The 15806-nt window shown below is 44.6% G+C and carries 12 protein-coding genes; all 12 read right to left on the minus strand.

Translation table 11 applies throughout. The features are described 5' to 3' along the window. Window positions 1–179, minus strand: a 179-nt coding sequence (locus ACVBIL_RS19930) for a GTP-binding protein (RefSeq protein ID WP_447168692.1), incomplete at its 3' end; no start/stop codon positions are given. Window positions 180–262: 83 nt separating this feature from the next. Continuing rightward, window positions 263–2359 (minus strand): elongation factor G, encoded by a 2097-nt coding sequence (gene fusA, locus ACVBIL_RS19935; RefSeq protein WP_447168683.1) that lies wholly within the window; start codon window positions 2357–2359, stop codon window positions 263–265. Between the two features lie 75 nt (window positions 2360–2434). Next, window positions 2435–2905: a 30S ribosomal protein S7 gene (gene rpsG, locus ACVBIL_RS19940; protein WP_012153455.1), complete on the minus strand. Its 471-nt coding sequence runs from the start codon at window positions 2903–2905 to the stop codon at window positions 2435–2437. Between the two features lie 80 nt (window positions 2906–2985). Beyond that, window positions 2986–3360: a 30S ribosomal protein S12 gene (rpsL, locus tag ACVBIL_RS19945; protein ID WP_447168684.1), complete on the minus strand. Its 375-nt coding sequence runs from the start codon at window positions 3358–3360 to the stop codon at window positions 2986–2988. 189 nt (window positions 3361–3549) lie between these two features. Continuing rightward, window positions 3550–7764, minus strand: a complete 4215-nt coding sequence (gene rpoC, locus ACVBIL_RS19950) for a DNA-directed RNA polymerase subunit beta' (protein WP_447168685.1) — start codon at window positions 7762–7764, stop codon at window positions 3550–3552. A gap of 80 nt (window positions 7765–7844) precedes the next feature. Then, a complete protein-coding gene (gene rpoB / locus ACVBIL_RS19955) occupies window positions 7845–11876 on the minus strand; it encodes a DNA-directed RNA polymerase subunit beta (protein ID WP_447168686.1) in 4032 nt (1343 codons plus the stop codon). 240 nt (window positions 11877–12116) lie between these two features. After that, the gene (gene rplL / locus ACVBIL_RS19960) at window positions 12117–12482 is read right to left on the minus strand and encodes a 50S ribosomal protein L7/L12 (RefSeq protein WP_447168687.1); all 366 of its coding nucleotides are present in this window, start codon (window positions 12480–12482) and stop codon (window positions 12117–12119) included. Window positions 12483–12538: 56 nt separating this feature from the next. Further along, complete coding sequence (gene rplJ, locus ACVBIL_RS19965; RefSeq protein WP_447168688.1) at window positions 12539–13036, minus strand: 50S ribosomal protein L10; 498 nt, start codon at window positions 13034–13036, stop codon at window positions 12539–12541. Between the two features lie 268 nt (window positions 13037–13304). Next, window positions 13305–14006, minus strand: coding sequence for a 50S ribosomal protein L1 (rplA, locus tag ACVBIL_RS19970; RefSeq protein ID WP_447168689.1), 702 nt, complete (start codon window positions 14004–14006; stop codon window positions 13305–13307). A 4-nt stretch (window positions 14007–14010) separates the two neighbouring features. Further along, window positions 14011–14439, minus strand: a complete 429-nt coding sequence (gene rplK / locus ACVBIL_RS19975) for a 50S ribosomal protein L11 (RefSeq protein WP_447168690.1) — start codon at window positions 14437–14439, stop codon at window positions 14011–14013. A gap of 126 nt (window positions 14440–14565) precedes the next feature. Next, a complete protein-coding gene (gene nusG / locus ACVBIL_RS19980; RefSeq protein ID WP_447168691.1) occupies window positions 14566–15117 on the minus strand; it encodes a transcription termination/antitermination protein NusG in 552 nt (183 codons plus the stop codon). 9 nt (window positions 15118–15126) lie between these two features. Further along, window positions 15127–15498 carry a preprotein translocase subunit SecE gene (gene secE / locus ACVBIL_RS19985; RefSeq protein WP_012279192.1) on the minus strand — a complete coding sequence of 124 codons (372 nt, stop codon included), beginning with the start codon at window positions 15496–15498 and terminating at the stop codon, window positions 15127–15129. Between the last annotated feature and the right edge of the window lie 308 nt (window positions 15499–15806).

Here is a 15806-nt window from a genome sequence, read left to right on the forward strand (position 1 = left end):
CCGCGCTCACGCTCTTCTGGAGCGTTATCGATCTGTGCGAAATCACGTACAACACCGCCATATGTCTTTGCCAATACAGCAGAGATAGCAGCAGTAAGAGTAGTCTTACCATGGTCGACGTGTCCGATAGTACCAACGTTTACGTGCGGTTTTACGCGTTCAAATTTTTCTTTAGCCACGATATATTCCTTTCTTTTCAGAAAATGCTCGGCTTAAAACCGAGCAATAGCAATTAAGTATATCAACAATAGAGGGAGAGAGTTTAGCCTCTGGCTTCTATTATTGCTTTAGTAACATTTTGCGGTGCATCAGAGTACTTCAAGAACTCCATAGAGTATGAAGCACGTCCCTGACTGGCAGAGCGCAAGTCGGTTGCATAACCGAACATTTCAGATAACGGAACGGTTGCATGCACAAGTTTTACACCTGCGATGCCATCATCCATGCCTTCAATAAGGCCACGACGACGGTTCAAGTCTCCAACTACATCACCCATATAATCTTCAGGTGTTGTGACTTCAACTTTCATGCAAGGTTCAAGTAAGGCAGGATCTGCTTCAAGCGCACCCTTTTTAAAGCCCATTGAACCGGCGACTTTAAAGGCCATCTCGTTCGAGTCCACATCATGATATGAGCCATCGTACAAGGTGACTTTTACGTCGAGAACAGGATAACCAGCTATTACACCGCTCTTCATCTGCTCTTGAATTCCCTTATCAACTGCTGGAATGTATTCCTTTGGAATCACACCACCAACAATTCCGTTGACAAATTCATAACCAAAACCTTCTTCTTGAGGTTCTAGCTTTAACCAAACGTGACCGAATTGACCTCGACCACCAGATTGGCGTATGAATTTACCCTCGACTTCCACCGTTTTGCGGATAGTCTCGCGATATGCAACTTGTGGTTTACCTACATTACACTCGACACCAAACTCACGACGCATGCGGTCGACGATGATGTCTAAGTGTAGCTCACCCATACCAGAGATCAGTGTTTGTCCCGATTCTTCATCAGTTTCAACACGGAATGACGGATCTTCCATTGCAAGTTTTTGCAATGCTATCCCCATCTTGTCCTGGTCAACCTTGGTTCTTGGTTCAACGGCGATAGTAATTACAGGCTCTGGAAAATCCATGCGCTCTAAAATTACTTTATGATCGATATCGCACAATGTATCGCCAGTTGTCACGTCTTTAAGACCGATAGCAGCAGCGATGTCGCCAGCGCGTACTTCTTTAATCTCTTGACGGTCATTAGCGTGCATTTGCACCATACGACCAATACGTTCACGCTTTTGCTTAACAGAGTTATATACGCCTGCACCCGTTTCCAATACGCCTGAATAAACACGCATAAAGGTTAAAGTGCCTACGAATGGGTCTGTGGCAATCTTAAACGCTAACGCTGAGAATGGAGCATTATCGTCAGCTTGACGAGATGTCTCTTCTTCATTGTCATCGATACCCTTAATTGCAGGGACTTCGACAGGTGATGGTAGAAAATCTACCACAGCATCTAAAACCGCTTGAACACCTTTGTTCTTAAATGCAGAACCACAAGTTGCCAATACGATTTCATTGTTTATGGTACGTAAACGTAGTGCCTTTTTGATCTCTTCTTCTGAAAGTTCCCCATCTTCTAGGTACTTTTCCATCAGTTCATCTGTCGCTTCAGCTGCACTTTCAACTAAGTATTCGCGCATTTCTGCCGCTTTCTCAGCTAAATGTTCAGGAATAGCGTCATAAGTGAATGTCATACCCTGATCTTCTTCAGACCAGTTAATGGCTTTCATTTTGATCAAATCGACAACACCACTAAAATCCTCTTCTGCACCAATATTCATCTGAATAGGTACACAAGTCGCGCCAAGGCGGTTACGGATCTGGTCGATTACGCTATCAAAGTTTGCACCTGCGCGGTCCATCTTATTGACGAACACTAAGCGCGGCACATGATACTTATCAGCTTGTCGCCAAACAGTCTCAGATTGAGGTTCTACCCCTGATGAGCCACAAAAAACAACGACTGCACCATCTAGTACTCTCAAAGAACGTTCTACTTCAATAGTGAAGTCAACGTGACCCGGAGTGTCGATGATGTTAATGCGGTGCTCAGTGAACTGCGCATCCATTCCGCGCCAGAAAGTAGTCGTTGCGGCTGAGGTGATGGTAATCCCACGTTCCTGTTCTTGTTCCATCCAATCCATAGTGGCAGCGCCATCATGAACTTCACCGATCTTATGAGATAAGCCAGTGTAGAAAAGAACACGTTCAGTTGTAGTGGTTTTACCAGCATCAACATGAGCACAAATACCGATATTACGGTAGCGCTCAATTGGAGTTGTACGAGCCACGATTTATACCCTCTTTAGCTTAATCTGAGTGTTAGCAATGCAAGTAAGGCGTGGGGTATAACCCACGCCAAGATATTACCAGCGGTAATGAGCAAACGCTTTGTTTGCTTCTGCCATACGATGCACGTCTTCGCGCTTCTTAACAGCAGTACCTTTGTTTTCAGATGCGTCTAGCATTTCACCAGCTAGACGTAAAGCCATAGATTTTTCACCACGCTTACGTGCAGCTTCAACCAACCAGCGCATCGCTAGTGCGTTACGACGCACTGGACGAACTTCACATGGTACCTGGTAAGTAGAACCACCAACACGACGAGATTTAACCTCGACTGATGGACGTACGTTGTCCAGGGCTGCTTCAAGGATTACTAAATGATCTTCGCCTTTCTTTTCAGACGCAGTATCTAGTGCCTTGTAGATAATTTTTTCTGCAGTCGACTTTTTGCCGTCCTGCATGATGACGTTGATGAACTTAGCCAGCAACTCACTTTTGAACTTTGGATCTGGTAGGATTTTACGTTGTCCTACAACGCGACGTCTTGGCATAACAATTTCTCCGTATGCTTCAGGGACCCCAAAACTGGAATCTCAATAAAAACTAGCTTGGCCTTACTTAACGGAAAACGTTAAGACTTAGGACGCTTAGCACCGTACTTAGAACGACCTTGACGACGTTCACTTACACCAGCACAATCTAATGCGCCGCGTACAGTGTGGTAACGCACACCCGGTAAGTCTTTTACACGACCGCCACGGATTAGAATTACGCTGTGTTCCTGCAGGTTGTGGCCTTCACCGCCGATGTACGAAGTTACTTCGAAACCGTTAGTTAGACGCACACGAGCTACTTTACGTAGTGCAGAGTTAGGTTTTTTTGGTGTAGTTGTATATACGCGAGTACAAACACCACGTTTTTGTGGACACGCTTCCAACGCAGGCACATTAGTCTTATCGACTTTTGGCGAACGTGGCTTACGTACCAACTGGTTTACAGTTGCCATGTATAGCTCCGAATCAGTTGACTAAATCAACAGTAAGGTGTGAAAAATCTATATCCCACAGGTGTGGGACGCGAAATTTTAGAAGTGTATGGGCTATCTGTCAAGAAATAGACAACTTTTAACCGATTTAAAGTAAAAAAAAGGCGCTAAAAGCGCCTTTTTTACAATCTATTTACTTTTTAGCATCGATTAATCGTTGCTTCCAGCTAGATTTAGAAGATCCGCAAGGTTCTGCTCAGCTTCGCTCGCACTAATCGCTGGCGCTTCAGAAGCCGCAGGTTTAGCAGCAGCTTCAGCACGCTTCTGGTGGTATGAGTAACCCGTACCAGCAGGGATTAGACGACCAACAATTACGTTCTCTTTCAGACCACGTAACTTATCGCTCTTACCACCAACAGCCGCTTCAGTAAGAACACGAGTGGTCTCCTGGAACGATGCTGCAGAGATGAACGATTCTGTTGCTAGTGACGCCTTAGTAATACCAAGAAGCTCACGTTCGAATGTAGCAGGCTGCTTACCTTGCGCTTCAAGTTCGCGGTTAGCGATCTTAACGCGAGATACTTCAGCTTGCTCACCCGGTAGGAAATTACTGTCACCAGCGTCTACGATCAAACACTTACGCAACATCTGGCGAATAATCACCTCAATGTGCTTGTCGTTGATCTTAACGCCCTGAAGACGGTAAACGTCCTGCACTTCATTTACGATGTAGTTAGCCACATTGTGGATACCACGTAAACGTAGAATGTCGTGTGCCGCTTCTGCACCATCGGCAATAACTTCACCACGTTCGACTTTTTCACCTTCGAACACGTTTAGGTTACGCCACTTAGGAATCATCTCTTCATAGTGCTCACCGCCATCAGCAGGGGTGATCACTAGACGACGCTTACCTTTGGTTTCTTTACCGAACGAGATTGTTCCCGATACTTCAGCAAGAATAGCAGGCTCTTTTGGCTTACGCGCTTCGAACAAGTCAGCAACGCGTGGTAGACCACCGGTAATATCGCGAGTCTTTGAAGATTCTTGAGGAATACGTGCTAATGCATCACCAACGTTAATTGGCGCGTTATCGTCAAGGTTAACAATCGCTTGTCCAGGCAAGAAGTATTGCGCTGGTACTTCAGTACCAGGGATCATCAAATCGCTACCATCAGCAGCAGAAAGACGGATCATAGGACGCATCTCTTTACCAGCTGTTGGACGTTGACCTACTTCTAGCACTACGATTGAAGACAGACCGGTAAGTTCATCTGTTTGACGTGTCATAGTGACACCTTCAATCATATCGACGAACTTAATACTACCTGCCACTTCAGTGATAATTGGGTGAGTATGCGGATCCCACTTAGCGATAATTTCGCCAGCAGCAACACCATCATCTTCCAATTTCTCAAGAACGGTACCGTAAGGAACCTTATAACGTTCTTTCTCACGGCCAAGCTCATCAATAATTGCAAGTTCAGAAGAACGAGAAACAATTACCAATTTGCCATTGCTGTTAGTTACAAACTTAGCGTTGTGTAACTTAAGCGTACCTGAGTTCTTAACTTGTACGTTGTTCTCTGCAGAAGCTCGAGACGCCGCACCACCGATGTGGAAAGTACGCATCGTAAGCTGCGTTCCTGGCTCACCAATTGACTGAGCAGCAACAACACCAATAGCTTCACCTTGGTTGATGATATGACCACGAGCCAAATCACGACCATAACAGAACTTACAAACACCGAAGTCCGTATCACAGCTAATGACTGAGCGAACAATCATTTCGTCGATAGAGTTATGTTCAATGATGTCACACCATGCTTCGTCAAGAAGCGTGTTACGTGGCACAAGTACTTCTTCAGTACCTGGCTTCAACACATCTTGTGCAACAACACGACCAAGAACACGTTCACGTAACGGCTCAACTACATCACCACCTTCAATCAGCGGCTTCATAGTCAGACCTTCGAACGTTCCACAGTCATCTTCGATTACAACTAAATCTTGAGCAACATCGACTAAACGACGAGTCAGGTAACCAGAGTTAGCTGTCTTCAATGCCGTATCCGCAAGACCTTTACGCGCACCGTGAGTAGAAATAAAGTACTGAGATACGTTTAGACCTTCACGGAAGTTAGCGGTAATTGGTGTCTCGATGATTGAACCATCTGGTTTCGCCATCAGACCACGCATACCCGCTAACTGACGGATCTGTGCAGCACTACCACGAGCGCCCGAGTCAGCCATCATATAGATGCTGTTAAATGACTCTTGCTGTTCCTCAACGCCATCACGGTTAATCACTGTCTCAGTAGACAGGTTAGCCATCATCGCTTTAGAGACTTTCTCGTTCGCGCTTGCCCAGATATCAATTACTTTGTTGTAACGCTCACCAGCAGTTACTAGACCAGATTGGAACTGCTCTTGAATTTCAAGAACTTCCGCTTCAGCATCAGCAACTAAGGTGTATTTCTCATCAGGGATAACCATATCGTCGATACCTACAGAGGCACCTGACACAGTTGCATAATGGAAACCGGTATACATCAATTGGTCAGCAAAGATAACGGTATCTTTAAGACCTAGTTGACGGTAACAAGTGTTCAATAGCTTAGAAATCTGCTTCTTACCCATGTTTTGGTTAACCAAATCATAAGAAAGACCTTTCGGCAGAATCGTTGAAAGCAATGCACGACCAACCGTAGTATCTACGATACGACGTGTCTTCACTTTCTCGCCAGCTTCATTGGTTGCAGTTTCGGTAATACGTACCTTAACGCGAGCGTGTAGCTCTGCAACACCGGTGCGGTAAGCTTTTTCAACTTCAGCCACATCAGCGAATGCCATGCCTTCACCCTTGCCGTTAATTCGCTCACGGCTAGTGTAGTAAAGACCCAATACAACGTCTTGAGATGGTGTAATCACCGGCTCACCGTTTGCAGGTGACAAGATGTTGTTGGTTGACATCATTAGTGAACGTGCTTCTAACTGCGCTTCAAGCGTTAGTGGCACGTGAACAGCCATTTGGTCACCGTCGAAATCGGCGTTGTATGCCGCACAAACCAATGGGTGAAGCTGAATCGCTTTACCTTCGATTAGTACTGGCTCAAATGCCTGGATACCTAGTCTGTGCAGTGTTGGTGCACGGTTAAGCATCACTGGGTGTTCGCGGATCACGTCATCTAGCACGTCCCATACTTCTGGAACTTCGCGCTCAACCATCTTCTTAGCAGCTTTAATAGTAGTCGCTAAACCACGACCTTCTAGCTTGCCATAGATGAATGGCTTAAATAGCTCAAGTGCCATCTTCTTAGGAAGACCACACTGGTGTAGACGTAAAGTTGGACCTACGGTAATTACCGAACGACCAGAATAGTCAACACGCTTACCTAGCAAGTTCTGACGGAAACGACCTTGCTTACCTTTGATCATATCAGCCAAAGATTTAAGCGGACGCTTGTTAGAACCCGTAATAGCACGACCACGACGACCGTTATCTAATAGCGCATCAACAGACTCTTGCAACATACGCTTTTCGTTACGTACGATGATATCTGGAGCAGCTAGGTCTAACAGACGCTTTAGACGGTTGTTACGGTTGATTACACGACGGTAAAGGTCGTTCAAATCAGACGTAGCAAAACGTCCGCCATCTAGTGGAACTAGAGGACGTAGATCTGGTGGCAGAACCGGTAGCACTTTAAGGATCATCCACTCAGGCTTGTTGCCTGAAGTGAAGAATGCCTCAATAAGCTTAAGACGCTTAGTGACCTTCTTACGACGAGTTTCAGAATTGATAGATGGCAGCTCTTCGCGCATCATCTCAATTTCTTTCTCTAGCTCAATAGCACGTAGCAATTCTAGAACTGCTTCAGCACCCATCTTGGCGTCGAATTCATCACCGTACTCTTCCAATGCATCCAGATAGTTTTCTTCTGTTAGCATTTGGCCGCGTTCAAGACTGGTCATGCCAGGCTCGATTACTACGAAAGATTCGAAGTAAAGTACACGTTCGATATCACGAAGAGTCATGTCTAGCATCAAACCGATACGTGACGGAAGTGACTTCAAGAACCAAATGTGTGCAACTGGGCTAGCAAGATCAATGTGACCCATACGCTCACGACGTACTTTAGTCTGTGTAACTTCAACGCCACACTTTTCACAGATCACACCACGGTGCTTAAGACGCTTATACTTACCGCATAAACATTCATAATCTTTTACTGGACCAAAAATACGCGCACAGAATAAACCTTCACGTTCAGGCTTAAATGTACGGTAGTTAATGGTTTCTGGCTTCTTAACTTCACCAAAAGACCAAGAACGGATCAAGTCTGGCGACGCTAGGCCAATCTTAATACCTTCAAATTCTTCAGTCTTGCTTTGCTGTTTCAGAAACTTTAATAAATCTTTCACGTTTCTCTCCTGAAGGAGTTAAATCAGGTGCTCCGCAACTGCAGAGCACCGATTTTGCCAAATAGAGGCGGTAACCTGTTTTACTTAGTATCTAACTCGATGTTGATACCAAGTGAACGGATCTCTTTCAACAATACGTTGAAAGATTCAGGCATACCTGGTTGCATCTGATGGTTACCGTCGACGATGTTCTTATACATCTGAGTACGACCGTTAACATCATCTGACTTAACAGTTAGCATTTCCTGAAGGGTATATGCTGCACCGTAAGCTTCAAGTGCCCATACTTCCATCTCACCGAAACGCTGACCACCGAACTGTGCTTTACCACCCAATGGCTGCTGAGTAACAAGACTGTACGAACCGGTAGAACGGGCGTGCATCTTATCGTCAACCAAGTGGTTAAGCTTAAGCATATACATGTAACCAACGGTTACTTTACGCTCAAATTCGTTACCAGTACGACCATCAATCAGTGTTAACTGACCAGATTGTGGTAGGCCTGCAAGTTCAAGCATCTGCTTGATCTCTTTCTCTTTGGCGCCATCAAACGCAGGTGTAGCAATCGGCACACCGCCTTTAAGGTTTTTAGCAAGACGCAAGATTTCATCATCTGTAAATGAATCGATGTCGACTTTTTGAATTACTTCGTCACCTAGTTCATAAACCTGCTTGATGTATCCGCGAAGTTCTGCCAGTTCGCGCTGCTCTTCAAGCATTTCAGTAATACGATTACCGATGCCTTTTGCTGCTGCGCCCATATGAACTTCAAGTACCTGACCGATGTTCATACGTGAAGGTACACCAAGTGGGTTCAATACGATGTCGATTGGGTTACCACTTTCATCGTAAGGCATGTCTTCAACAGGACAAATCTTAGAGATTACACCCTTGTTACCGTGACGACCCGCCATCTTATCACCAGGCTGGATGGTACGTTTAACGGCTAAGTAAACCTTAACAATTTTTAGTACACCAGGTGCTAAGTCATCACCTTGGGTGATCTTACGACGCTTAACTTCAAACTTCTTATCGAAATCGGCTTTTAGCTCATCCGCTTGCTCAGCTAGTTGCTCTAGCTCAGTTTGCTTACCTTCATCTTCGATGGTTTGAACCAACAATTGTGAACGTGGGATTGCAGCAAGTTGCGCTTCGTCGAAACCAGCACCAATTAATAGGTTGCGAGCACGACCGATAACACCATCTTCAAGAATTTTGAACTCTTCAGTCAAATCCTTCTTCGCCTGAGCGATATGCATCTCTTCGATTTCTACAGCACGCTTGTCTTTCTCAACGCCGTCACGAGTAAATACTTGTACGTCGATGATAGTACCTTTAACAGAGTTAGGTACGCGTAGTGAACTGTCTTTAACGTCAGAGGCTTTTTCACCAAAGATTGCTCGGAGAAGCTTCTCTTCAGGAGTCAGCTGAGTTTCACCTTTAGGTGTTACTTTACCAACTAGGATGTCGCCACCCTTAACTTCTGCACCGATATAAACGATACCTGACTCATCTAGCTTAGAAAGCGCAGATTCACCAACGTTTGGAATATCAGCAGTGATCTCTTCACTACCCAACTTAGTATCACGAGCAATACACGAAAGCTCTTGAATGTGGATAGTCGTGAAACGATCTTCCATCGCAACACGCTCAGAAATCAAGATCGAATCTTCGAAGTTGTAACCGTTCCAAGGCATGAACGCGATACGCATGTTCTGACCAAGAGCCAAATCACCTAAATCGGTAGATGGACCATCAGCAAGTACGTCGCCACGAACAATTGGATCACCGACTGAACAACAAGGACGCTGGTTAATACATGTGTTCTGGTTAGAACGCGTGTATTTGGTCAAGTTGTAAATATCGATACCCGCTTCGCCTGGAGTTAACTCAGCTTCGTTAACTTTAACAACGATACGGCTCGCATCAACGTAGTCAACATAACCACCACGTTTAGCAGCAACAACCACGCCAGAGTCAACAGCAAGTGTACGTTCAATACCAGTACCAACTAACGGCTTATCAGCACGTAGTGTTGGAACGGCCTGACGTTGCATGTTCGCACCCATCAATGCACGGTTAGCATCATCGTGTTCTAGGAACGGAATTAGCGATGCCGCAACAGAAATAATCTGTTGTGGTGAAACGTCCATATACTGGATGTCAGCTACGCCCATAAAGGTTGAATCACCCTTATGACGACAAGCAATCAACTCGTCCATCATGCGACCGTTCTCATCTAACTGAACGATAGCCTGTGCAATAACGTAACGGCCTTCTTCGATTGCTGATAGGTAATCTACCTCATCAGTAACCACACCATCGATAACCTTGCGGTAAGGTGTTTCAAGGAAACCATAGTTGTTAGTACGAGCAAAGGTTGCCAACGAGTTGATCAAACCAATGTTTGGACCTTCTGGCGTTTCGATTGGACATAGGCGACCGTAGTGAGTCGGGTGTACGTCTCGAACTTCGAAACCAGCACGTTCACGTGTCAAACCACCAGGACCTAGAGCAGAAATACGACGCTTATGCGTCACTTCTGACAATGGGTTGTTTTGGTCCATGAACTGTGAAAGCTGTGAAGAGCCAAAGAATTCTTTAACTGCTGCAGAGATTGGCTTAGCGTTGATCAAATCCTGAGGCATAAGCTCATTTAGATCGCCAAGGCTTAAACGCTCACGTACGGCACGTTCAACACGAACAAGACCTACACGGAACTGGTTTTCAGCCATTTCACCAACACTACGGATACGTCGGTTACCCAAGTGATCGATATCATCCACTTCGTCAAAACCGTTGCGGATAGCAATAATATTCTTCATCACGGCAACGATATCTTCTTTAGAAAGAATACCAGTACCTTCATCGTCACCAATGCTTAGACGACGGTTGAACTTCATACGACCTACTTTAGATAGATCATAACGTTCTTCGCTGAAGAAAAGATTGTTAAATAGTGCTTCTGCTGCATCTTTGGTTGGTGGCTCGCCTGGACGCATCATACGATAGATTTCAACTAGCGCTTCTAGGCGGTTAGTCGTTGAATCGATACGTAGAGTGTCAGAGATATATGCACCGTTATCAAGTTCATTGATAAACAGCGTGCTGATCTCTTTGATACCAGCCATAGATAGCTTAGCTAGATCTTCAAGGCTAATTTCTGCGTTAGCAGAAACCAATACTTCACCTGTATCTGGATCGATATAATCTTTACCAGAAATCTTACCAGAGATGTACTCAACTGGTACTTCAAGCTCAGTCGTGTTTGACGTTTCTAGCTGACGAATATGACGCGCAGTGATGCGACGACCTTTCTCAACTAAAACGGTTCCGTCAATATCTTTAATATCATAGCTTGCTGTTTCGCCACGTAGACGGTCAGCAACAAGATCCATTACGAGTGAATCTTTTTTGATCTTAAAGTTTACGCGATCGAAGAACAGATCAAGAATATCTTGAGTTGAATAATCTAGAGCGCGCAGAATGATCGTTGCCGCTAGCTTACGACGGCGATCAATACGAACAAACAAAGCATCTTTCGGATCGAATTCAAAGTCTAACCAAGAACCACGGTAAGGAATAATACGTGCGTTATACAGCACCTTACCTGAAGAGTGGGTTTTACCACGGTCATGATCAAAGAATACGCCTGGGCTACGGTGTAGCTGAGACACGATTACACGCTCAGTACCATTGATAACAAAGGTACCGTTGTCAGTCATAAGAGGGATATCCCCCATATAGACTTCTTGTTCTTTAATGTCTTTTACTGTGCCAGGTGCCGCTTCACGGTCATACAGAACCATACGCAATTTAACGCGTAGAGGAGCTGAGTATGTAACACCGCGGATTTGACACTCTTTCACATCAAAAACAGGCTCACCTAGTTTGTAACTGACATATTGCAGCTCAGAATTACCAGAAAAGCTCTTGATGGGAAAAACGCTACGGAAGGCAGCTTCAAAGCCACGCTCACCTGTAGGATCTTGATCGGTGAACTTCTTAAAAGAGTCCAACTGGATTGACAAAAGGTAAGGAATATCCAAAACACGTGGACGTTTACCAAAGTCTTTGCGAATACGCTTCTTTTCAGAATAGGAGTAAACCATGGGTTTCCTCTGATTGCGAGATGTGACCAAGACTGAATCAACTGATATTGTCGAAACAGCGCGTTTGCCCATCACCGTTGAAAGCAAGAACCTAACCAGTAATCTCTGCTAGGAACTGCGAAATCTGGCGATAAACGGTGAATAAAAAATCGCCTGCGCATACAGCGCAAAAAAGGCCGACGGTTAAAAAACCGCCAGCCTCCACCCGATTACTCGGGAGGTTGTAAGTTAAAATATAACTTACTTGATCTCTACTGCAGCACCAGCCGCTTCTAGATCAGTTTTAAGAGCATCAGCTTCTTCTTTAGAGATAGCTTCTTTAACTGCTACTGGAGCAGCTTCAGCCATAGCTTTAGCTTCTTTCAGGCCTAGACCTGTAGCGCCACGAAGAGCTTTAATTACAGCTACTTTGTTTGCGCCGAATGAAGTAAGAATTACGTCGAATTCTGTTTGCTCTTCAGCAGCAGCAGCATCGCCACCACCTGAAACAACAGCAGCAGCTGCAGATACGCCGAACTTCTCTTCCATAGCTTCGATTAGTTCAACAACTTCCATTACAGACATTGCTGCAAGGGCTTCTAAGATTTGGTCTTTAGTGATAGACATAACAAAAGTTTCCTAATTGTACTGAATTCAATTTTAAATTAAAGCGGCTTATAAAATTAAGCAGCTTCTTTCTGATCGCGTAAAGCGGCCAATGTACGAACGAACTTGCCAGCAGATGCTTCTTTTAGAGTCATCATGAACTGAGCTAGTGCTTCTTCGTAAGTTGGTAGTTTAGCTAAACGATCAATATTTTCTGCAGGGATTAATTCCCCTTCAAAGGCTGCTGCTTTGATTTCAAATTTCTCTTGCTCTTTAGCGAAGTCTTTAAGAAGACGCGCAGCTGCACCTGGGTGCTCAGTAGAGAATGCAATCAAAGTAGGACCAGTAAACGTATCGCTTAGGCACTCAAAATCAGTACCAGCAACAGCACGCTTAACAAGAGTGTTACGTACTACACGTATGTACACTCCAGCTTCACGAGCTGCTTTACGAAGTCCGGTCATATTAGCTACAGTTACGCCACGTGAATCGGCTACAACTGCAGATAAAGCACCTTTGGCAGCTTCGTTGACTTCAGCAACAATCGCTTTTTTGTCTTCGAGTCCTAACGCCATTGGTATACTCCTGGATTCTATCTAGGGAAAACTCCCTAGCAATTACCATGCTAAATATCATAGATACTTAGCGACTTACGGCGCGAAAAATTCCAGCAGACAAAAATCTATCTGGGGTCCGACACCGTCTACGCAGGAAATTAAGTTAGTTACTTGAACAAACACCTACGGTCTTGGACGGAGGCTGTTTATTAACCTAAAAGGATAAATCACAGCCCCAACCCTACAAAGTGCGCGCATTATAGACTAATGCGCGAGCTTTGTAAATTTACTTTGCGTCTTCCAGAGTACCCTGGTCAACCGCAACACCTGCACCCATAGTGGTAGAGATGCTTACTTTCTTAATGAAAACGCCTTTAGCTGCAGCTGGCTTGGCTTTTTTAAGTGCGCCAAGTAGTGCTTCTAAGTTTTCTTTAAGTTGAGCTGGTTCGAAGTCCACTTTACCGATAGTAGTGTGGATGATACCGTTCTTATCGTTACGGTAGCGTACTTGACCCGCTTTAGCGTTCTTAACTGCTTCAGCAACGTTTGGCGTTACAGTACCAGTTTTTGGGTTAGGCATAAGACCACGAGGGCCTAAGATTTGACCTAACATACCAACAACGCGCATTGCATCTGGAGATGCGATAACTACGTCGAAGTTCATTTCGCCAGCTTTAATTTGTGCAGCAAGCTCGTCCATACCAACAAGCTCAGCACCCGCTGCTTTAGCAGCTTCAGCGTTAGCGCCTTGAGTGAACACTGCAACACGTACGTCACGACCAGTACCGTGTGGTAGCACAGTAGCGCCACGAACGTTTTGGTCAGATTTACGTGGATCAACACCAAGGTTAACCGCAACGTCAACACTTTCAAGGAACTTAGCAGTAGCTAGTTCTTTAAGAAGTGCAACAGCTTCATTGATGTCGTAGCTTTTAGTCGCTTCAACTTTCTCGCGAATTAGACGAGCGCGTTTAGTTAGCTTTGCCATTATATTAGTCCTCTACTACCAAACCCATTGAACGCGCAGTACCTTCAATTGAGCGAGTCATCGCTTCAATATCAGCACCAGTCATATCAGCGGCTTTAGTCTCAGCAATTTCCTGGACAGCGCTACGCTTGATAGTTCCCACTTTATCCGTGTTAGGACGGCCAGAACCTGATTTCAGACCTGCTGCTTTAAGCAGTAGGAAAGACGCAGGTGGAGTCTTAGTTTCGAAAGTGAAAGAGCGATCAGAGTAAACAGTGATAACTACAGGAATTGGCATGCCTTTCTCGAACTTTTCAGTACGAGCGTTGAATGCTTTACAGAATTCCATGATGTTAACACCTTTCTGACCCAATGCTGGGCCTACTGGTGGCGACGGGTTTGCAGCACCGGCTGCGACTTGCAGTTTGATGTAACCATCAACTTTCTTTGCCATGAGACATTTCCTCAAGTTTGGGTACAAACGCTATCAACACTATGTTGAAAAGCTCCCCGAAAAATATGGGAGCGAATTATATATAAATTCGCTCCCATTTCCAAACAGTATTTGCGCTTTATTTAATCAGCTTTTTTCAATCTGACCAAAATCAAGTTCTACTGGTGTTGAACGACCGAAGATCATTACAGAAACCTTAACGCGGTTCTTCTCATAATCCACTTCTTCAACAGTACCGTTAAAGTCAGCAAAAGGTCCGTCAGTAACACGAACAACTTCACCTGGCTCGAATATAACGCGATGCGTTGGAGACTCAGTAGTTTCTTGCAGACGCTGAAGAATTGCATCAGCTTCTTTATCAGAAATTGGGGCAGGACGATCAGACGTACCACCGATGAAGCCCATTACACGTGGGATACTTTTAACCAAGTGCCAGCTTTCATCATTCATTTCCATCTGAACTAATACATAGCCAGGGAAGAATTTACGTTCACTCTTACGACGTTGGCCAGCACGCATTTCGATCACTTCTTCAGTAGGGACTAAAATCTCACCGAAGTAACTTTCCATTTCGTGCATTCTGATATGTTCAAGCAAGGTTTTGCACACACGACCTTCATAGCCGGAAAACGCTTGAATTACATACCATCTTTTTTTAGCTTCAGTAGCTTCAGTCATACTTAATGCCTATACGCCTGTAATAAAATTAACAATTCTAAGCAATACTGCATCTAGGCCCCAAAGGATTAAACCTAAAACGGCTGTTGCAGCTAATACAATGAAAGTTGTATTGAGTGCTTCTTGACGCGTAGGCCAAACCACTTTACGAACTTCAATCTGTGATTCACGAGCAAAAGTTAAAGCTTGCTTGCCTTTCTCTGTTTGCAACGCGATGAAACCAGCGATAGCAAAAGTCACGACTACGCCTAGGGCGCGCACTACGACACTTGCTTCATTAAAATATTGATTGCCAATAATTGCAGCAGCCAACAAGATTACGACTAGGCTCCACTTTACGATATCCAGAGAGTTACCCTGGCTTTCAGTATTTGTTGTCATCGGTTAATTCCGTTACTCACTACGTTCTGAGTCAAGTGACACTATGAAATAGCATTTTGCTCAGTGAAAAATTCAGTCAGACTAGCTATCCGAACTGGCGACTACTCGACACACTTAGGTTAAGTATAATCAACGAGTCAAAAATCGGTCATAGATTGTATTCTTATTCCACTTATTTGGCAAGAATACATAGCCCAGCTTCACTAACAAATTAAACCTAAACACAATAAAAATAAAAAAGGCAGCCTAAGCTGCCTTTTTCAGTATCGAGTTAAGACGATTGCTAATTAAGCAACGATCTCAGCTAC

The organism is Shewanella sp. 125m-7 (assembly GCF_052977045.1).